This is a genomic window from Pedobacter sp. Bi126 (assembly GCF_918698245.1).
Lineage (GTDB): Bacteria > Bacteroidota > Bacteroidia > Sphingobacteriales > Sphingobacteriaceae > Pedobacter.
Genome location: NZ_CAKKMS010000008.1, coordinates 164,078 through 184,836, shown reverse-complemented (window position 1 = coordinate 184,836; position 20,759 = coordinate 164,078). Strand labels below are relative to the sequence as shown.

Sequence of the window (20,759 nt, the reverse complement as noted above, 5' to 3'; positions counted from 1 at the left end):
TTTGATCTGAAAATGAAGCGCTATCTTGTAAATGCTCAGTTCGTTAGTAAAGCGTGTTTTTCTAAAAAAGGCATGCTGTTTCTCTTTTTCTCATTTTTATGCATGGCTAGTTTTAGCCAGGTGAGTGCGCCGCAGAAAAAACTGGATAGCCTTTTAAGTTTAAATCAAAAGAATTTAAAAACAGATTCCACCAAAATCAAAATATTGACGGAAGTTTACCGCCAATACATGAGGATGAAAAATGTAGATAAAGCGGAAGAATATGTGGATAAAACCATTCAGCTTTCGCAAGAGAAAAATCTAAAAAAATTCTCTGCAATGGCTTACTATCGTAGGGGTTTAATGTATCACGGTAGGTCTAATTATCAAAAGGCAGAAGAGAATTATAATCACGCAGCTGCTGAGTTCTCTTCAGTGGGTAATTTAGATATGGTTGCGGGAACTTATCTCAATTTAGGGGCTTTATATGGCAGCATTCCCGATTATGTAAAATCTTTAGAAGTTAACCAAAAGGCAATAAGTATTTACGAAAAAATGGGCAACGAAACCGACATGGCAAGTTGTTATACCAATATTTCTACTATTTACCAAAGTTTGGGTAATCAAAGTCAGGCCTTGGTTTACATGAACATGGCGCTGAAAGTATTTGCTAAAGGAGGCGAAAATACAAGAGGCGTAGCCGTTGTTTACGGCTTGATCGGTACCAATTATTTCGAGGCTTCAGATCGTGAATTAAAGGAGATGGATGTATTGCCTAACCAGAAAATAAAACTGGCCTTAGCGTATTATAACAAATCTTTGCGGGTATCAGAAGCCATTGGAGACATAGGTTTAATAGCCACTGTTAAACGAGATCTTGCCGATTTATACAGTTCAATAGGACAGAAGGATGCGGCGTTAAAATCGTATCAAAAATCAGTTGAGTTAAATAAGTCGGGAGAAGATAAAGAAGCCTATGCCTCAAGTTTATATGCCTTGGGAAACTTTTACCAAAAAGAGAACGATTTTGAAAACGCCACCCTATTACTCAATAATAGTTTAAAAATTGCCGAAGAAAACAGCTTATTGGATATAGAAAAACAAGCTAGTTTAGGGTTGAGTACGGTATATGAAAAACTAAAAGACTATAATAAATCGTTAGCCTATTACAGGCAATATATTACCGTTAGAGATAAGATTTTCGATCAGGAAAAGGAAAAGGAAATTACCCGAAGGCAGATGCAGCTCGATTTTGGTATTAAGGAACGCGACTATTTATTGAAGCAAAAACTTACAGAAGGCGAGTTAAAAAGACAACAACAAGAACTTGAGCTAAAAAGGCAACAATTAGTGTTGAGTGATAAAGAAAAAGCATTGGATCTCCTAACTTTTCAAAAGGCAAAAGCTGATCTCGATATTCAGCGTTTCGCTCAGGATAGTAAATTTGCTAATGCCAAATTTGAGGCAAAGTTGGCCGCCGAGATAAAGGATAAGCAGATTAGTAAACAGGTACAACAGATTAAATTTGATGAACGTGTAAAATTATTCCTCACCATAGCCACCACACTGATTCTGATTATTGCCGTGGTTATATTTTTTAATCAGCGGAAAACAACCAGGTTAAATAAGATTATCAATAGTCAGAAACGGGAGTTGGAGCAGTTAAGTAAGGTTAAAGACCGTATTTTTAGTGTGGTAAGTCACGATATGCGTACCCCTGTAAATTCATTAATTTCCTTTATGCAGTTGTTAGAGGGCGGTAACATAGAACAGGAAAAATTAAACAGATATGCTGCATCACTAAAAAACAACCTCACCTATACCTCTACAATGATGGAGAATCTCCTTAATTGGGCCGCCAGCCAGATGCAGGGGTTTAACCCGTATTTAGAATCGTTGGATATTCATGAGCTGATTAATGAAGTTATACTTTCTTTGCGGGATAACGCCAACGAAAAAAACTTAACTATTCAGAATTTAGTGCCAGCCAAAACATTTTGCAAAGCAGATTCTAATATGTTTATGCTGGTTATTAGAAATATCATCAGTAATGCCATTAAATTTACGCCGAATGGAGGTACAATCATAACTAGTGCCGTTCATAGCAGAAACGTGCTTGAGATTAAAATTTCAGATACAGGGATCGGTTTAACACCTGTACAGGTCGAGCATTTTAATAAGCCAGGCTATTTAGGCGCGGGTGTGAGTACATTAGGAACCAATAAAGAAAAAGGTACAGGTTTAGGTTTATTGCTCTGCAGAACCTTTATTAGCTTGATGGATGGTAAAATTAGCGCCGATATTAATCCTACAGGAGGAAGTTATTTTAAAATAATTCTGAAAAAATAACTTATTTTAAAAATCTCGACAGAATTTTCTTGTCAATTGATTTTTCCAATAATTCCTGCCTGTTAGAAGCACTTATCGGAACAAGAAAGTTATGATCTAAATGAACCTCATGGTTGGTTAAGGTTACAATGTGGTTTATATTAATAATGTACTGTTTGTGTACCCTGGAGAAAATTTTTGAAGGCAACTGCTTTTCTAGATTTTTTAGGCTTACTAAAATAACATGTTTATCGACACTGGTAAACAGCTTTGAAAAATCGCCCATACTTTCAATATAAATTACATCATTATATTTCAGTTTGGTTATGCCTTTGGTCTCTCTAAAAAAGAAATAATCGTCGGCTTTTTTATCGTCGTTGTTTAAGTTTTCGACAGGAAGTTTATTTACCTGTTTCCTTAATTCAATATACTCGATTGCTTTATTTGTGGCTTTTAATATACGTTCGAACGTTGCGGGCTTAACAATAAAATCCAATGCATCCAGATTAAAGCTCTCTGCCGCGTACTCACTAAATGAAGTGATAAAGATAAATAGCGGTTGTTTTTTCAGGCTTTTTAATAAATCCATACCAGAAAGCTCTGGCATATCAATATCAGAATAAACAATATCTACAGAAGTAGTTGATAAAATTTGCGAAGCTTCTATACCGTTACTACAGACAGCGATAATATTTAATGATGGGATTTTTTTTAGATGCATTTCTATGGCATCTCTTTCAATTTCATTATCATCAACAATTAAACAGCTGTACGTCATTTAGGAATAGGTTATATAATTTAGTTAGAGAACACGTATTTTTACTTAATGTTTGTAATTTACGTTAAAATGTGGATTATAATACAATCAGGTATCATTTTGTGGATAAACGTACCATTAACTTTTATTTCTGGTGTTTCTTTTCGCCAGTGTATAATTTCTCGCCAGCTTTTACAGCCAATTGCAGGTCGTTTTCTTCTGGAGGAACTGGGCAACGGTACCCGTCACTGTAGGCACAGTAAGGATTGTAGGCTTTATTAAAATCGATTTCGATGTGATTATCTACAATTTCTTTTGCATCCATATCAATGTACCTGCCACCGCCATAAGTTTCCTTATTGTTGGTTTCATCAGTAAAGGGCAGAAAGAGGTGATCTTTATACACAGGGTTCGTTGATAAAGAAACACTTTTATATAAAGTCATTTGGATTTTTTTGCCATCAAGAACGAAGTTTACATGTGCATATTTATAGTAATCGCTGCTAGAGCCATTAAAAGTAGGCATTTTGAAAACTTTTTCATTCTTCAGTATTTCTACATCGGCCGAGATTTTATAAGCACTGTCTGCCTCATAAAAATGGAGATTTTGCAGGTCGCTCTTCTTAAGTGGTGAGCGTTCATCTTTAATAAAATCCTCTTTATAGGTTTCACGATGTTTGGCGATCTGATCAGCATAACTTTGTGCAAAGCTATTCATGCTGATCAATAGAAATAAGAAGGTGATGATTCTCATTAACAAAAAATTATATAATACTTGCTTTGTTTCTTAGAAACTGATCAGCTAAAACCAATGCAGCCATGGCCTCAACAATTACTACTGCTCTGGGCACTACACAAGGATCATGTCGGCCCTTGCCTTTAATCTCCGAAGCTTCACCAGCAGCATTGATGGTTTGTTGGTTATGCATAATGGTTGCAACAGGCTTAAAAGCTACTTTGAAAGTAATGTCCATTCCGTTAGAAATGCCACCTAAAATACCACCGGCATAATTGGTTGTGGTTTTAAAAACTTTCGAATCGGCTGCTTTTGGCTGAGGAATATCATTGTGTTGCGATCCTCTTAATTCACTTCCGGCAAAACCAGAGCCATATTCGAAACCATGAACAGCATTAATACTGAGCATAGCTTTACCTAAATCGGCATGTAATTTATCAAAAACAGGCTCACCTAAACCTGCAGGGCAGCCTTTTACTACACAACCTATTTTTCCGCCAACGGTATCGCCATCTTTACGAACGGCATCAATAAACTCAATCATTTCGTGTGCAGTTGCAGGATCAGCACAACGCACAATATTTTCTTCCCTAATTTGCAATAAAGCTGATAAATCATTGCTTTCTAAATTAGGGGCTTCTATTGTACCTACCGAAGTTACGTGTGCGAAAATTTCAATGCCCTGTTGTTTTAAAAACAGCTTTGCAATAGCACCAGCAGCTACACGGGCAGCAGTTTCGCGGGCAGAAGAGCGACCTCCGCCACGGTGATCGCGGATGCCATATTTTGCATCATAAACATAATCGGCATGGCTGGGACGGTAAACATCAACATTATGACCGTAATCTTTTGATCGTTGATCCTCGTTTGGAATTAAAAGTGCAATTGGCGTACCCGTACTTTTTCCTTCAAATACACCCGATAAAATCTGAACGGTATCGCTTTCTTTTCTTTGAGTGGTGATTTTGGATTGACCAGGTTTACGTTTGTCAAGTTCTGATTGGATAAAATCCATATCGATATCCAATTGCGCCGGACAGCCATCAATAATTACCCCAATGGCTACGCCATGAGATTCGCCAAAGGTTGTGATGCGAAATAGTTGTCCGAATGAGTTGCCTGCCATTATTTTTGATTGAATTATAGATTGATTAAATTATTGAATGGATTTTAACATCCAATCTTTATACTTGGTTCTTTAAACTTGGTTCTTGATACTTTTTACTTGATACTAATATCAAATCCCGCTTTTTTCAAATCTTCCCAATAATACGGATAAGATTTTTCTACTACCTGCATTTCTTCAATTTCAACTTCGTTAATCAATAAAGCAAGTGGTGCAAAAGCCATCGCCATACGGTGGTCCTCGTAGGTTGCAAAAGTAACTTTATCCGGAAAATGAAGGTTGTCTGTATTTAAGGTATAAACCAGATTATCTTCTGTAAAAGTAACGCCTATTTTAGCCAATTCATTCTGAAGCGCTGCAATACGGTCTGTTTCTTTAATTTTTAAGGTTTCTAAGCCTGTAAAAGACATATTTTTGCCCAATGCGGCTGCAATAACTACAATAGTTTGTGCTAAATCCGGACAGGTTTTTAAATCTAAAACTTCTTTAGTCTCTAAAGAAAGGCCTAAGTTGCTAATAGCGATTCCTTTATCAGTTTTGCTGGTAGCGATGCCAAAAATCTTCATGATATTTTTGATCTGGCTATCACCCTGCAAACTTTTCTCTTTTAATGCAGGTAAACTAATTTCTGCTTCAACAGCTAAAGCTGCAATGCTATACCAATATGATGCTGCACTCCAGTCGGGCTCAACAACCAAAGTACCAGGTTTAAATACCTGTGGTTTGATGGAAATTGAATTTCCGTTCCAGGAATGTGCAATGCCAACTTCAGCCAACATATCTAAAGTCATATCTACATATGGTTTAGAGGTAAGCTCACCTTCAATTTCTAAAGTTAAACCCTGAGGTAGGATAGGAGCAATCATCAGCAAGGCCGAAATATATTGACTGCTGATATCGCCTTTAATTTTAACTTCAGCAGTTTTTTGATTTAAAGGGCCAACAATATTCAATGGAGGGAAACCTTCAGCTTCTGCATAAGAAATATCGGCGCCGATGGTTTTTAAAGCCTCTGCCAAGATACCAATGGGGCGCTGTTTCATCCGTTCGGTTCCGGTAAGTAAGAAATTGCCGTTTTTAGCCGAAAGATAAGCCGATAAGAAACGCATAGCGGTTCCTGCAGGACCAACGTCAACCAGTTCGGAGTTTGCAGCTTTCAGTTTAGAGTCTGCTCCCAACTCACTAGTCTCAACTCCCAACTTGTTTAGGATGCCATTTAAGGTTACCGTATCGGCAGCATTGGAAAGGTTTTCAACTTTAACCAGTTTCTTGCTTAAAGCACTAATAATTAAAGCCCTGTTGCATTCGCTTTTCGAGCCTGTTAATTGGATTTCCGTATTAATATTCTTGGTTCCTTTAAAAGAAACTAAGGCGTTTTTCGACATTTTATTCTGTTTTTATTCTTAAATGTAAGTGTCAGATGGAAACACCTGACACTACATTATATTTGTTTTTAATATCATATTGAGTTAGTCGAAAACTATCGTAAGTCCTTCGACAGGCTCAGGATGACACCACTGTTAAACTTAGCTTTCAGCTTTAGTCTTTCAGCTTATAACCTCAATTACGCTTTAACCTCAGTATGTTGCTCAGCAGCAATACCTTGTTCAGCTTTGCCAGCATTCATAATTTCAGTTTGTTTACGGATTGATTCCCCGTGCATCAATTCTAAGAATTTCTCAGTAAAGTTTAAGTCTAATTTTAAAGCTTTTGCAAAAGCATGACCTTTTTTAATGATGGCATCCCAACGGTTAACCTGTAAAATAGTTACCTGGTTATCGCGTTTAAACTCACCAATTTTCTCTACAATAGCCATACGCTCGCCTAATTTCTGTAATAAGATATCGTCAATTTTATCGATTGATTTACGCAGGTCGGCTAATTTATCAGCGAAAGCTTCATTTGGTGCTTCTGGTTCACGTACAGTTAAACGGTCAACCAATTCAGCTAAAGCAGCAGGAGTAACTTGTTGTTTAGCATCTGTCCAGGCAACTGAAGGATCTACGTGAGATTCGATCATTAAACCTTGCATATCTAAATCTAATGCTTTTTGAGAAATGTAAGGGATTAACTCACGGTTACCGCAAATATGGCTTGGATCGTTGATGATCGGTAATTCAGGGCAAAGTGTTTTTAATTGAATAGCAAGTTCCCACATTGGTTCGTTACGGAAAGAACTTTTCTCGAATGATGAGAAACCGCGGTGAATAGCACCGATTTTAGTAATTCCAGCGCCATTGATACGCTCAATTGCACCGATCCATAACTGTAAATCTGGGTTAACTGGGTTTTTGATCAATACCGGAACATCATGGCCTTTTAAAGCATCAGCAATTTCCTGAACAGTGAAGGGGTTTACAGTAGAACGTGCACCAATCCAAAGGATATCTACACCAGCTGCTAAAGCCTCTTCAACGTGTTTTGCATTTGCAACCTCTACAGCCGTTGGTAAACCAGTTTCTGCTTTAGCACGTTTTAACCACTCTAAACCGATACTTCCGATACCTTCAAATTCTCCCGGACGGGTACGTGGTTTCCAGATACCGGCTCTCAATACCGATACTTTACCGGTAGCAGCCAATAAATGTGCTGTAGTTAATAATTGTTCTTCAGTTTCTGCGCTACAAGGACCAGAAATGATTAATGGTTCGTTGTTTACGTTTAACCAGGTGTTTAATGGTTGGATGTTTAAATTAAGTTTCATGATGATGGGGTGTTTAAATTCCGTAGTTCTTTTTGGAAGTCCGGAGTTATATTTTAATTATTTTATATTATGAGTTGATTTGTTCTCTTATTTGTCTTCGGACTCCCGACTTAGGACTCCCGACTTTTATACTTTATCGTTCTTCTGGTACTCTCCCAGAATATTAAAGTTCGAGGTGTATTTTAATGCCTTTCTAATGGCCTTATCATATTTTTCTGTACTTGGCCATTCTAAGTCGACGTAAAAGTAATACTCGTTTCTTTTACCTAAAACCGGCATAGATTGTATTTTTGTTAAGCTTACATCCTGTTCGGCGAAAATATTTAACACAGTTGCCAATGAGCCTGCTTTGTGCCCAACCTGAAAACAGATTGATGCTTTGTTTATTTTCTTTCCTTCGTCTGTTTTATCCTTTTTAAGGATCAGAAAACGGGTATAGTTTTTCTTGTTCGATTCTACACGGCGTTCTAAAATGTTTAAGCCATAAAGTTCTGCAGCTAAACTGTTTGCAATGGCCATGGTATCCGTTAATTGCTCTTCCTGGATACGTTTTGCACAAGCAGCAGTATCGTTGCTCTCCACGATTTTAATGTGTGGATAATCGTAAAAGAAATCGATACACTGGCGGATGGCGATAGGATGTGAAGTAACCACTTTAATATCTTCAAACTTTACGCCTGGTAGCGCCATCAAGTGCAACTGGATAGGTAAATAAACCTCGCCTACAACCGAAAAACCAAAATCTCTGATCAGTGTGTAGTTTGGCAATAAACTGCCTGCAATAGAGTTTTCGATAGCCATTACTACGAAATCGGCATCGTTTTTCTCTAGCTTGTCGCAGGTTTCTTTAAAAGAATTACACTCAACAGTTTCAATGTCTTTACCAAAGAATTTGTAGGCGGCCTCCTCGTGGAAAGATGCTTTAATACCCTGGATTGCTACTCGTTTTGTCGTTTCCATTTTTGCGTTAAAACAAAAAAGTCCCGGCTGTTTGCCGGGACTTTTTTATACATTTTAATATTGTTATATATCTTTTTGCATATTAGCCCCGGCTCTCACTAAAATAGTAAAAGTAACCAAAGTAATATGTGTTAAAATTTTTCATCCTTTTTTTGTTGAGCCAAATGTAGCAACAAAATTTAATTTGTCAATAGGAAATTGAAAATATTTTTAATAAAATTTAATTTTGTTTAAAATGGACTAATTTCTTGATAGGTCTTTTTGTTTCTGGAAATAGCTTAAAAACGGATTTTTATATGGTTTAGGTATTGTTAACCACAGATGAAAAGGATAAACACAGATAAGTTGTCATGCTGAGGTACGAAGCATCTGCAGGCGAAGAAATACCAGTTTACTGCAGTCAGGGATTCTTCGCTGTGCTCAGAATGACAGAATTTTTTCGAATAAAACATCATCTGTGTTTATCTGTGCACATCTGTGGCTAAAAACAATAGAAAAAGTATATCAAAAAAGGTCTGTGGAGACACAGACCTTTAGATTAAACAAATTAATATTTTTTATCCTGTAGAACTTAATTCCCCCCGGTCGTTAAGCCCTTTTACTTTGTCCTGTTGTAAGACTTCGTATCTTTTCTTTTCCTCCTCACGCAATTCCTGTTGCATAATTTTAGCAATTTTGGTGCTTCCATCATGGCTCCATCCCGGCGGGTTAAAAATGTATTTCACTTTATCTATAAAAGTTGGTGCTTTTTTAACATCAGCACTCAATGCAATAAACTCATGGAAAATAATGTTAACCGCACCAGTATCTTCAGGCTGAGTAGTTAAACCATATTTAACCACATCTTCTGGTAATTCCTCCTGAAAGGTACCGAACCATCTATCCCAAAGAATTAAAACCATACCCATATTTTTGTCTAGGTAACGTACATTGCTGGCATGGTGCACGCGGTGGTGTGATGGCGTTACGAAAATATACCCGTACCATTTTGGAAGCTTAATATTGTACTGTGTGTGCACCAGGTTGCCATAAATTTGGGTTACCAGGTAGGCAAAAAGAATATCAACAGCCGTGAAACCCATAAATGCTAAGGGCAAATAAAAGAAAACACGGTACAAAGGTTCGAAAACGGTTGAACGGAAACCTGTGGTTAGGTTAAAGTGTTCAGACGAGTGATGTGTAACGTGCATCGCCCAGAAAAAGCGTACGTAATGGCCAACTGTATGCAAAAACCAATACAGAAAATCCTGCGCTAAAATCAAAACAAACCAATAAAGCCAAATATTAGGGATTTGGAACAAACGGAATTGATAACAGTACTGCAGTAGAAAAAAAGTACCTGTTTTTGTTGCTAAATTAATCACAATAGCAGCCGTCATCAGATAGATATTGGTCCACGTATCGCGTTTGGTATATAATTTTCTGTCGTGGGCATAGCTGAAATACATTTCAACCAAGGTTAAAACAATTACGAAACCAAATAGGCCAACAACAGAAATATCACTTCCGGTAAAATTCATTTTATAAACTGTTATAGTAATCTAAACTGCTCAAAATATCGGCGGTACTTACACGGCAGTTGAACGTGCATTTACCTGTTGTTTCTAAAAGTGAAAAGAGAATGTTTCCATCTTCATTCTTTTTATCACTTTGCATCAGTTCTAAAAGTGTGTCGAAACTTTCTTTTTTAATGTGGTATTTAGGGTATAAGGATAAAATATATCCACTAATATCCTTTAATTCCTCCTGAGTTAACGTACTGTTTTTGATCGATAGTGCAGCCTCACAAACAAAACCTATGGCAATGGCTTCACCATGTGTTAATGGGTTTTCGTCATTTGCCAAAGAGTAACCCTCTACAGCATGTCCAATGGTATGCCCGAAGTTTAAAATCTTACGCAGGTTTTTTTCATGCGGATCGATGGTTACTACTTCATTTTTAATTTCTACAGATCTGTAAATATCTTGTGCCGAAGGACTTAAGTAATTGCTTTCTTTTAATTTTTCGTAATATGGCTTATCATAAATCAGGCCATGTTTAATCATTTCGGCAAAGCCCGATAAAAGCTCACGTTGTGGTAAAGTTTTTAGAAAGGCTGTTTCGATAAAAACCATTTGTGGTAAGGTAAAGGTACCTACCATGTTTTTTACATTGTCGATATCGATCCCTGTTTTGCCACCTACCGAAGCATCAACCTGCGATAAAAGGGTAGTAGGTACATTGATAAAATCGATTCCTCTTTTATAGGTAGAGGCAATAAATCCGCCCATATCGGTAATTACACCACCACCTAAATTGATCATTAGACTTTTGCGGTCTGCTTCAAAATCCAAAAGCGTCTTCCAGATTCCGATACAAAAATCGATGTTTTTGTTTTCTTCACCTGCCGAAGTTTCGATCAGGTCAAATTCGGCATAATCATCTAAAAGTGATTGAAATAGGGGCAAGCAGATTTCGCTGGTATGTTCATCAGCAAGTACAAAAACTTTGCTGTATTTGTTACTTTCCAAAAGTGTTTTTAGCGCTGCTAAATTACTTTCGAAATATAGGGTGTGACCTGCACTGGTTAGTGGTTCCATTAAATAACTTCTATTTTGTTTTCTCCAAAAGTAATAATATCGCCAACCCTAACCTTATAACGTTTACGGAATTCGACCTCACCGTTAGTTTTTACTAAACCATCTTCTACCACGGTTTGGGCATCGCCGCCGCTCCCAACCAATCCGCTTGCTTTTAACAGTTGGATTAATGGAATAAATTCGCCCTCTAATTTGAATTGTATCATTTTGTGCAAAAATACGATTATTTAAAGGTTTTTAGTTTTAACAACCAATGCTTTTTATAATTTTGCACCAATCTGACTTATTAATAGATAAAAATGGATTTATCCCCCAACAAACAACCAAATTTCGACAATACGGAAATTGCTTTCCGTCAAAAATCTAACAATGAATTAAAAAAAGCATATTGGCTTTTTAAAATGATAGGGAGTAATTTCCTTACCAAAGTTGGTCCTGCCATTACCAATTTCTTTTTAAATATTGGTTTACCAATCCAGGGTGCAATAAAAGCCACTATATTTCAACAATTTTGTGGGGGCGAAACCATTGCAGAATGTGATAAAGCCATTGAACAATTACATAAAGGTGGTGTAGGTACCATTTTAGACTATTCGGTTGAGGGGGAAGAGGAAGAACAGGTTTTTGATGAAACCTGTGCAGAGATTATCCGTACGATTGTTCGCGCGGATGGTGATGCCAAAATTCCGATCACGGTTTTCAAAATTACCGGTATTGGCCGTTTTGCCTTATTGCAGAAGCTTGATGCTAAAGAAACCTTAAATGATGCAGAAAAGGCAGAATACGAAAAAGTAAAACTGCGTTGCGAAATGATCTGTAAAACGGCTTTCGATAAAGATGTGCCGATTATGATCGATGCAGAAGAAACCTGGATCCAGAATACCATTGATGAACTGGCTTTGGATATGATGCGTAAATTTAACCGCGAGCGTATTATTGTTTACAATACCTACCAAATGTACCGCCATGATAAACTGGCCGATATGAAAGCCGACCATTTAATCGCCAAAGCTGATGGTTTTATTCTGGGTGTGAAAATGGTTCGCGGTGCCTATATGGAAAAAGAACGTAAACGTGCAGTAGAAATGGGTTATCCTTCGCCAATTCAACCGGATAAAGCAGCATCTGACCGTGATTATAACGAATCTTTACGGTATTGTGTAGATCATATTGAAGAAATTGCCATCGTTGCAGGAACGCACAATGAAGATAGCAGCCGTTTATTGACTTATCTTTTAGAAGAAAAAAATATTTCCCACAATCACCCTCATGTATATTTTGCCCAGTTGTTAGGGATGAGTGATAACTTGAGTTTTAACCTTGCCGATTCAAATTATAATGTAGCAAAGTATGTTCCTTACGGGCCTATTAAAGCAGTAATGCCTTATCTGTTCAGAAGAGCACAGGAAAATACATCAGTTGCTGGGCAAACAGGTCGTGAGCTGGGTTTGATTGAAAGAGAATTAAAAAGAAGAAAACTGTAGTTCAGCTTTCGGTTAACAGTTGGTGGTTTTCAGTTTTGGGTGGTAATAAATACTGTTAACTGAAAATTGCCAACTGTTTTTGTTTTCGTATCGTCATGCTGAATTTAGTTCAGCATCTCATGTTTTATAGTTTTTTTCATTGTTTTTTGAAATGAACATGCAGCAGTTCTTCGGGGCATGCAGCCTCGCTTTGCGCTGTATCTTTTTGGCTGCCCTTCGACTACGCTACCATTGACGTTATTCTGTAAATAACTATTAATCAATATTTTAGCCGCCGTCGAATTTCCATCCAGCTAGGCCATAGCACGGTATCCCCGTTCTACTTAAATCCGGCCTAACAAATTTTTCGGGCTCCACCGACCCAGCCTACACACTAGCTTTGAAAGAAAAATTTTCAGCCGGTGTTTTTTGTTTCTTTTTGACAGCAAAAAGAAAGAGCCCCATCGGCGGCGGCGAGCCGAGGCAAGGATGAGCCTCTGGGCAAAAAAAGATATGCGTCATTCATATTGATTTTTATACAATAAATTACCCCTCAGGGTGACAGCCAAAAAGGATGCCGCTTCATCCGATAGCTATCGATCGAGTTTAGGCCCAGTGGTCGTTTTTAATTACGCCGAATTATTTCTTCACTACAAAAGATTGTTTCCCGGTCAAGAGATCATAGAACAATATAAAATCGCTTACTAAACTATAACCCGGATATTGAAAAGTAGCGGGTTTGTTTTTTTCGAAGAAAAAGTGACCAACCCACGCAAAGCCGTATCCAAGTACAGGAATAGCCAAAAAGAAATGCCAGTTGTGGAAAAGAAAGCCTGTAAAAAAAGCGAGGCAAACCAATCCGGTACCAATAAAATGTAAAATACGTGATGTAGTATTGGTATGTTCTGACAAGTAAAAAGGGTAGAACTCTTTTAGCGACTTAAACTTTTTTTCTGACATACACTAATTTACAAAATTCCGTTTGCTTTTAAAAAAGTTTCCAGTTGAGCTGGTTTTTCGGTCATTAATAAGGCATTTAAACCTACTTTTTTTGCGCCTTCAATATGCTGTGGACTATCATCAATAAATAAAGTTTCGGCAGGGTCTAAATTATTGTCTTTTAATACCTGTTCGAAAATATTGGTGTTGGGTTTACGCAGTTTCATGTGTTGAGAAAAATAGGCTTTCTCAAAATAAGCATCGTAATTATTGATTTCGAAAGTGGTTTTCAGGTAATTGATAATCCAGTCGTAATGGATTTCGTTATTGTTGCTCAGCAAAAATGTACGGTATTTTTCTTTTACCCGAAGTAATAAATCGTGATTTTCCTGGATGGTACCGATCAATAAGCTGTTCCAGGCATCATCAATCTGTTTATCGGTTAAGTCTGGTTTGCGCGCTGCCTTTCTAATTCCTGTCCTAAATTCGGCAGGAGAAATTGCTCCGGTTTCAAAGTCATCAAATAATTGATTGTGTGCTTTATGGGCAAAGAAATTTTCGATGTCGGTAATGCCCAACTTTTGAAAAGATGCTTGCGCAATTCTGAAATCGATATCAAATATTACGTTTCCGTAATCAAAAATAATGTTTTTAATGTTTTGCATGGAAATCCTTTAGCATTTGTTGCAAAGATATTATTGCTGATTTAATGGAGGGTATTAAACGGCAATTTTTTACAATAAAAAACCCGAAGTACTTAATTGGAGAGTAATATTTTATAGATGCGTCATTCCCAACTTGATTGGGAATCTTAATGCTTTAGTGGTATTTTCTATTCGCATTAAGATTCCCGCCTTCGCGGGAATGACGCAACATCAAAATAATTTTATTTATAGACCTATTTAGGTTCTACCGTAATTGATTGAATAATCGGTCTGTTCTTTTTGTCGCCGGTTTTTAGTTCTTTAAACACAAAATAAATTGAATGGAATTTTCCATCTGAAAGCATGTTGATCGGGATACTTTTCCTAAAGGTAGATTTGCCAATCATAATGCCTTTGCTATCATCTAACCTGATCTCGATTTCACCATCTGATCCGGGATCAAGATTTAAAAATGAAAAACCAAATCCTGAAATGCCAGTTAAATCAACATTTTTAATGGCTATCCAACCATTTTCTTTAGTCAGTATAAGTTTTTCGCCACCATAGATATCTTTTCGCTCAAAACCGCCAAAATCTTTGATATCATCCGCATCAATTACATTACTTTTCAGGTTGATCACCTTTGTTGTGGTTAACGGTTTTTTAAATGCCGTACTTCCTGCATCTGTATAAGTTGCCTTTAAAGTTAAAACTGATTTCTTCTTATCAGCAGCAGCTGGTGGAATGATTTTGCCTGCAGTTGGGAGTGATGCTTTAACTGCTTCTTTATTGCCTAAAGTCATAATCCACTCCGTAATTTTTTTCACTTCAGCTTCTTTCATCGCAGTATGCGCAGGCATGGGTACTTCTCCCCAAACACCCTGACTGCCGCCAATTACCTTCGAAGCCAGATAATCAACAGCTTTACTATCGTTTTTATATTTTGCTGCGATTTTATTAAACGCAGGACCAATGGAAACAGCAGCCTCTTTGTGGCAAGTGCTACAATCAGATTTTAACATAATCGTTTTACCCACAAGGGTTTGTGCTGCTTGTTGGTGGCCCAGTTCTGCTCCAGCTAAATCTGTTCCTTCTGTATAAGTATTTGAAATGTATATGCGATTATTATTCACTTTAGCACCTTTATCGCTTACTAAAACTTTATAATCAACTGGTTTATTCGGAAAATAAAAGCTTTTGTTTCCAGCTAAATCAATAGCTACAGTTGGGTGCTCGTTCCCTGCATATACCGGTACAACCTGGCTTTTTGCAGAAGCTTTACTTTTATCAATTACGGTAACGCTAACCGGATATTCGCCCGCTTTAGTAAAGGTATACTGTAAACTTGGCGTGGTAGTAGTTTTGGTAACTCCTTTTCCCAGGTTCCAAATGTAAGTTAAAGCATCTCCGTCTGGATCTTTAGCCTTAACCGTTGCGGTTAATTTGTAAGGAAGTAATCCACTTGTTTTAGCAATATTTAAACTTTCAACTGATGGTGGTCGGTTACCTTTTAAATAATCGATCCTCGTAATTGCTGCGTCAGGGTTTTTGGTAAACCAGCCTTTGCCATACTCCAGAATGTATAATTTTCCATCAGGCCCCAATTCCATATCAATAGGTGCAGCTAAAGAAACATTAGACATAAAAGGTTCCATGCTCAGGTAATCACCCTGTGCATTCATCGTAACGGCTTTAACCCATCCACGTACCCATTCGTAAATAATCAGTTTTCCATTATAGTAAGCGGGGTATGGTGAGTTTGCAGTTGCATAATAAACTGGTCCGGCCATTGCGGTACGACCGCCCGAACCTACCTGTGGAAATTCTTTCGATTCGCCATACGGATACCAGATATAGGCAGGTTGCGCAGGTGGCAGTTGTTCTAAACCTGTATTGTTTGGCGAATTGTTAATTGGCTTTTCAGGATCAAAAGCGTTGCCATTGGCTCCATTCGTGTAATCGTAAGCTTTATATGGGTAGTTATTGCCTATAAATAAGGGCCAGCCAAAGTTACCAGCCTTTCTTGCCTGGTTTACTTCATCATATCCTCTGGGGCCTCTTAAAGCGTCGTCATTGGAAGCATCCGGACCAACTTCTCCCCAATATAAAAAATTAGTTTTTTGATCTACTGAAATCCTGTAAGGATTTCGATCACCCATTACATAAATTTCCGGTTTAGATTTTGGATCATTTTTCGGGAAAAGGTTACCCTCCGGGATGCTGTAAGTACCATCTTCATTTACCTTGATCCTTAAGATTTTACCTCTCAAATCGTTTGTGTTTCCAGCCGATCTTCTGGCATCGTATTGTTCAAAACCTTTTCTGTTATCAAGCGGCGCATAACCTTTATTTACATATTTCTGTTTTGGGGCATCAAAAGGAGTAGAATTATCACCAGTAGATACATAAAGTAAATTGTCTGAACCAAAAGCAATAGATCCTCCGGTATGGCAGCAGATTTCGCGCTGAGAATAGAATTCTAAAACGATCTTTTCTGATTCTTTTACAATCTGATCGTTTACCAGTTTAAACCTTGATAATCGGTTTACAGATTTATCAAAAGGGCTATAAAAAAGATAAACATAATTGTTTATGGCAAATTTTGGGTCGGCAGCCATGCCCAATAAACCTTCTTCCGCATTAACATTAGGGGTGTTGGTTTTAAAATAAACATCAAGTTTACCAGCTTCTTTGATTTTTTTGGTCTGGTTTTTATAAATCAATACTTCACCTCTGCGTTGTGCTACCAAAATATCCAGGTTAGGGAGGATGGTCATTTCTGTAGGTTCTGTAAATTCTCCTTGAGCAAGGGTCACTTTTACAAAACGATCCTGATCTGGTGTGTCTATTTTATATTTTGGGAAAAAATCGAAAGCCCTGCTTTCGTAAATGTTTTTGTTCAGTGTTGTTGCCGATATTAATACAAATGCAATGGCAGATAACAGTAGCGTAAAAGTTGTTTTCATTTATTTGATTAAGGTATTTTGAATAAATATAGGATATAGTTTTATAGCCTGAAGTATTGTATCAAAATTTATGCGAATAATGTTAAAATAGAATTATTTATTTATAGGGCGGTTGAATTGTATATTGAATGGATCCAAAATGAAATTATAAAACGTTTTTGGTCAAAATACATACATCAACAGATTTATTAAGGTTATCTATTTTTTTGTTAATAATCTCTACTGTTTAATAGGTATTGTACTGGTAATGTTAGCTTTATGTAGGTATGCACGCTAACAATACTACGATGACTGGAGTAATAACAGCTTACAATAAAGAAAGAGGTTTCGGTTTAATCTCTCAATATTTGGTTTTAGAAAGCATCTATTTTGATATAGTAGATTGCAAAGCTAAAGGTTTGTATGTTGGAAGTACAGTCGAATTTGATACTGCTATTACGAAAAGAGGAATAGTTGCTAAAAACATAATGGGTATAGTTAAACTTAAGGCGAGGCCCAAAATTTTAATATAAAGATTTCGATTTTAAAATTCTGCTTAATCTCTTCTAAGAGTGTCCCGTTTAGGCGATTTAAAATCAGTTATGATAAAATAATTGATTTCATACGCATGGCAAAGGGAACCATAGTCGCATTTCATAAGGATAGGCCTATCTGTTTTTTAGAAGATGATCAGCTTAAAAAGCGGGTTCTGGTTCTTAGGCTCAAAGGACTAAAAATTGGTGATCGGGTCAGTTATCAGCTTATCTCATCATCAACCGGACTCATCGGAATTAGTGTGAAAAAGCTATAAAAATTGAAAATCATACAACTTTAAGTTGTTTTTTTAATTATTTTGTGTCAGCCTATTGTCATTCTGATTTTAATCTGTAACTTACAGAATGGGCGATAAAGTAAATTTGATTCTTGGAATAGTTTTCCTTTTGGGTGGTTTTAGTGTTTTCTTTGTGATTTTTAGCGGAAAAAAGGGTTAGTTTCAACTTTCAAATACTTTTTTCAAGAGAAATTTTTCTCTTCGAATGGTTTATTTTGATGATGCGGCAAAAGTCGGTATCCGGATAAAAAAAGAATTCATTTTCTGGTATTCACAACAGCCTTGTAGCATTTAGGGTTGTTTTGCAATGCGCAATAATAATGTAAGGTGAGCGCTTATTAATAGGAGCAGTTTTTACAAATTTCTCTATTAAGGACTTGTATTCCTTATATTATGTCAATCGTAATATCAATTCTGGTAAAGCGTGTCTGTTTTTGTTGGTTTTTTGATCCAAATTCGCTTAGTCAATACTTAGTGTAACGGAATAAAATAGCTAAGTTGCTGATTCAGTCTACGACTTTTTTTTGTTTATATGTGCTTTGTTTGTCTGAATATTAAAATCATCATTAATTGTCGCTTGATCTATAGATTTGGTATAGAAATCTATTTAATTGCTAAAACTTTTTGAGTTTTTGTATGTTTATTGTATTAAATCTAAATTAAATGCAAGGAACAGTAAAATTTTACAATGAATCTAAAGGTTTTGGCTTCATTATAACAGAAGACGGAGAAGAAGTTTTTGTTCATGTAACAGGCTTGGTTGATAAAATAAGCCAGAATGATCGGGTAGAGTTCGAAATAGCACAAGGGAAAAAAGGCCCCAATGCGGTTGATGTAAAACTGATTTAATGGTGCAATGAGATTAGGTACCGTAAAGTTTTATAACCCTAAAGAAGGTGTTGGCAGTATTACTCCGTCAAATGGTGGGCGCGAAGTGAGTGTTTTTGCCCGCGGCGTAATCGATCCGATAAAGCCCAATAATATTGTTCAGTTTGAAATCGAATTTACACAAAGTGGTATCGAGGCCATTAAAGTGATGGTGCTATCTGCATAGGTAGGCCTTACAGTCGGTTCTTTTTATATTATATTACGGTCTATTTATTATTTGGCACAGTTTTTTGGGTTAACTATGTATTAGTTAACGCAAAAGTTCGAAATGGTGACAAAAGAAATGGGAACAATAGATTATTATAATGAAACTGAAGGCTTTGGGAAAATCAGGAACGATATTGGAGAAGAAGTTCTGTTTTATCAAAGCGGCCCAATAAATGGATTTAATCTAAAAAAGGGTTTAAAGGTTTCTTTCGAATTGCATCAAACATTATCAATCGCAATAAATTTGTTAATTATTGAGCCGAAGGAATAATGATTGGTTGATGCTTCGATTCTTATAGCCTGTATTACAGATGGAATTTAATCGTTATAATAGATTATTTTAGCAACTTGTAACCAAATCTGATAACTTTGGTCTTACTGTTGTTTATCCTTAAGTTTATGATACAGCTAGAGCCAATTACCGGTTTTTTTAAAAGAGAACGTGCGTTGCAGGCAATATACCCTATGCGTATGTTGATTGTACGTGAGGGGAAAGGCTTTTTGTGCATGAATTCTGGCGATTACCCCTTGTTAAACGGCAGGATATTTTTTATTCCGGAGGAGGGCCTGGTTAGGCTCGAAGGAGAAGTTACCTCAGGTTATTGGCTCAGTTTTAGCAGTTTATTATATGCAGAATTTTTACTTCAGCACTTGGATCCACAGGCTAAGAATCTCTTCTTAAATTTGTCTTTAAGGGATCTCGATCCGCATAAATCAACTAAAACTTATAGTTTGCTCGATCAGCTAAAAAAAGAAATCAATATTAAAAAAGATATGTCCTTTTTAGCGCAATACTTATCATTATTTCTGGGTTTTACGGCTGGTTTAGACGGTTATCTCGCTGCTTTAACCTTAGATGATTTACAGCAGGTATTGCGGTTTAGGGCTATTTTGGAGCAATTTTATAAGCAAGAAAGGTCAATTCAGTTTTATGCGGAAGGTATGGGGATGAGCCCTGGCAAATTGAATAAATTTTTAGACCGTGTACTTGGGAAAAGCTTAACAGTGCTCATCAAAGATCGGATAATGCGCGAAGCGGAAGAATTGTTGCTTCATAGTGATTATACGGTTGATGAAATAGCTGAATTATTGGGTTTTGAACAAACCACTAATTTTAGCACGAGTTTTAGGCGGCATAAAGGCATATCGGTACTTCAATTTAGCCGCCTGACTTAAATTGAATGAAAAATTGGTGCGTCTGCCAAAGAAATGTTCGGCAGTTCGATTTCATCTCTTCTAGAAAACAGGTTTTCCAGACCTCACTACATTAATTGCTTTCACGCCTAACGCGTAAAGTTTTGCTTACTGCATCTATTTTATCAGCCGCACCAATTTTGCCTCGGCTAAATTATAAAATCTTAGCTTAAAGAAAAAAAATATTCCTAATAATGTTACGAAGTTGTATTTTAGTATTTACAAGCAAGCGTCTGCGATAATCTCGGGCAGGTAAAATAAAAAGTCAAGTAAGTTTAGCAGCTAAAGAACATGAATATTTCTATTGGCAGTTTAACGAAGACGGCCTAAAAGAAGCTGTAACCAAAGGCGACTGGAAGTCGATCCGTTTTAAAAACAAAGGAACTGCCGAAAAGCTGGAACTGTATAATTTAAGAAGCGATATCGGTGAAAAGAATGATATTGCGGCAAAAAATCCTGAAACTGTTAAAGCGCTTT

At 36.8% G+C, this 20,759-nt stretch carries 19 protein-coding genes; 7 read left to right on the top strand and 12 right to left on the bottom strand.

What is annotated here, in order from left to right:
• The first annotated feature begins 12 nt into the window (after positions 1–12).
• Entirely contained in the window at positions 13–2,328 is a 2,316-nt protein-coding gene (locus LQ201_RS23555) for a tetratricopeptide repeat protein (protein WP_230146115.1), read from the top strand.
• Position 2,329: 1 nt separating this feature from the next.
• Here the strand turns inward: LQ201_RS23555 and LQ201_RS23550 are convergent, their stop codons facing one another.
• The 9 genes from LQ201_RS23550 to LQ201_RS23510 form a co-directional block, all read right to left on the bottom strand.
• Positions 2,330–3,085 (bottom strand): LytTR family DNA-binding domain-containing protein, encoded by a 756-nt coding sequence (locus LQ201_RS23550; RefSeq protein WP_230146114.1) that lies wholly within the window; start codon positions 3,083–3,085, stop codon positions 2,330–2,332.
• Between the two features lie 124 nt (positions 3,086–3,209).
• Entirely contained in the window at positions 3,210–3,818 is a 609-nt protein-coding gene (locus tag LQ201_RS23545) for a DUF1684 domain-containing protein (protein WP_230146113.1), read from the bottom strand.
• Between the two features lie 10 nt (positions 3,819–3,828).
• The gene (aroC, locus tag LQ201_RS23540; protein WP_029275921.1) at positions 3,829–4,926 is read right to left on the bottom strand and encodes a chorismate synthase; all 1,098 of its coding nucleotides are present in this window, start codon (positions 4,924–4,926) and stop codon (positions 3,829–3,831) included.
• A gap of 95 nt (positions 4,927–5,021) precedes the next feature.
• Positions 5,022–6,311: a 3-phosphoshikimate 1-carboxyvinyltransferase gene (gene aroA / locus LQ201_RS23535; RefSeq protein WP_230146112.1), complete on the bottom strand. Its 1,290-nt coding sequence runs from the start codon at positions 6,309–6,311 to the stop codon at positions 5,022–5,024.
• Positions 6,312–6,490: 179 nt separating this feature from the next.
• Positions 6,491–7,630, bottom strand: a complete 1,140-nt coding sequence (locus tag LQ201_RS23530) for a chorismate mutase (protein ID WP_057934078.1) — start codon at positions 7,628–7,630, stop codon at positions 6,491–6,493.
• A gap of 126 nt (positions 7,631–7,756) precedes the next feature.
• Entirely contained in the window at positions 7,757–8,590 is an 834-nt protein-coding gene (locus LQ201_RS23525; protein ID WP_108201601.1) for a prephenate dehydratase, read from the bottom strand.
• 557 nt (positions 8,591–9,147) lie between these two features.
• Positions 9,148–10,110 (bottom strand): sterol desaturase family protein, encoded by a 963-nt coding sequence (locus LQ201_RS23520; protein WP_230146111.1) that lies wholly within the window; start codon positions 10,108–10,110, stop codon positions 9,148–9,150.
• 1 nt (position 10,111) lies between these two features.
• A complete protein-coding gene (gene aroB, locus LQ201_RS23515; protein WP_230146110.1) occupies positions 10,112–11,170 on the bottom strand; it encodes a 3-dehydroquinate synthase in 1,059 nt (352 codons plus the stop codon).
• Positions 11,170–11,376, bottom strand: coding sequence for an RNA-binding S4 domain-containing protein (locus LQ201_RS23510; RefSeq protein ID WP_029275915.1), 207 nt, complete (start codon positions 11,374–11,376; stop codon positions 11,170–11,172). Before LQ201_RS23510 ends, aroB begins: the two co-directional genes overlap by 1 nt.
• A 93-nt stretch (positions 11,377–11,469) precedes the next feature.
• Between LQ201_RS23510 and LQ201_RS23505 the strand changes: the two genes are divergently transcribed.
• On the top strand, positions 11,470–12,654 hold the full coding sequence (locus LQ201_RS23505; RefSeq protein WP_230146109.1) for a proline dehydrogenase family protein: 1,185 nt from the start codon (positions 11,470–11,472) through the stop codon (positions 12,652–12,654).
• A gap of 618 nt (positions 12,655–13,272) precedes the next feature.
• Here the strand turns inward: LQ201_RS23505 and LQ201_RS23500 are convergent.
• The 3 genes from LQ201_RS23500 to LQ201_RS23490 all read right to left on the bottom strand — a co-directional run bounded on the left by LQ201_RS23500 (position 13,273) and on the right by LQ201_RS23490 (position 17,182).
• Positions 13,273–13,593, bottom strand: coding sequence for a DUF962 domain-containing protein (locus LQ201_RS23500; RefSeq protein ID WP_029279495.1), 321 nt, complete (start codon positions 13,591–13,593; stop codon positions 13,273–13,275).
• A gap of 8 nt (positions 13,594–13,601) precedes the next feature.
• On the bottom strand, positions 13,602–14,237 hold the full coding sequence (locus LQ201_RS23495) for an HAD family phosphatase (RefSeq protein WP_230146108.1): 636 nt from the start codon (positions 14,235–14,237) through the stop codon (positions 13,602–13,604).
• 233 nt (positions 14,238–14,470) lie between these two features.
• Positions 14,471–17,182: a PQQ-dependent sugar dehydrogenase gene (locus tag LQ201_RS23490; protein ID WP_230146107.1), complete on the bottom strand. Its 2,712-nt coding sequence runs from the start codon at positions 17,180–17,182 to the stop codon at positions 14,471–14,473.
• Between the two features lie 287 nt (positions 17,183–17,469).
• Between LQ201_RS23490 and LQ201_RS23485 the strand changes: the two genes are divergently transcribed.
• From LQ201_RS23485 to LQ201_RS23465, 5 genes are all read left to right on the top strand, one after another.
• Positions 17,470–17,694 (top strand): cold shock domain-containing protein, encoded by a 225-nt coding sequence (locus tag LQ201_RS23485; RefSeq protein ID WP_230146106.1) that lies wholly within the window; start codon positions 17,470–17,472, stop codon positions 17,692–17,694.
• 962 nt (positions 17,695–18,656) lie between these two features.
• The gene (locus tag LQ201_RS23480) at positions 18,657–18,842 is read left to right on the top strand and encodes a cold-shock protein (protein ID WP_029279505.1); all 186 of its coding nucleotides are present in this window, start codon (positions 18,657–18,659) and stop codon (positions 18,840–18,842) included.
• 7 nt (positions 18,843–18,849) lie between these two features.
• Positions 18,850–19,047, top strand: coding sequence for a cold-shock protein (locus LQ201_RS23475; protein ID WP_215128475.1), 198 nt, complete (start codon positions 18,850–18,852; stop codon positions 19,045–19,047).
• Between the two features lie 117 nt (positions 19,048–19,164).
• On the top strand, positions 19,165–19,359 hold the full coding sequence (locus LQ201_RS23470; RefSeq protein ID WP_230146700.1) for a cold-shock protein: 195 nt from the start codon (positions 19,165–19,167) through the stop codon (positions 19,357–19,359).
• Between the two features lie 128 nt (positions 19,360–19,487).
• On the top strand, positions 19,488–20,264 hold the full coding sequence (locus tag LQ201_RS23465; protein WP_230146104.1) for an AraC family transcriptional regulator: 777 nt from the start codon (positions 19,488–19,490) through the stop codon (positions 20,262–20,264).
• Positions 20,265–20,759 lie beyond the last annotated feature (495 nt).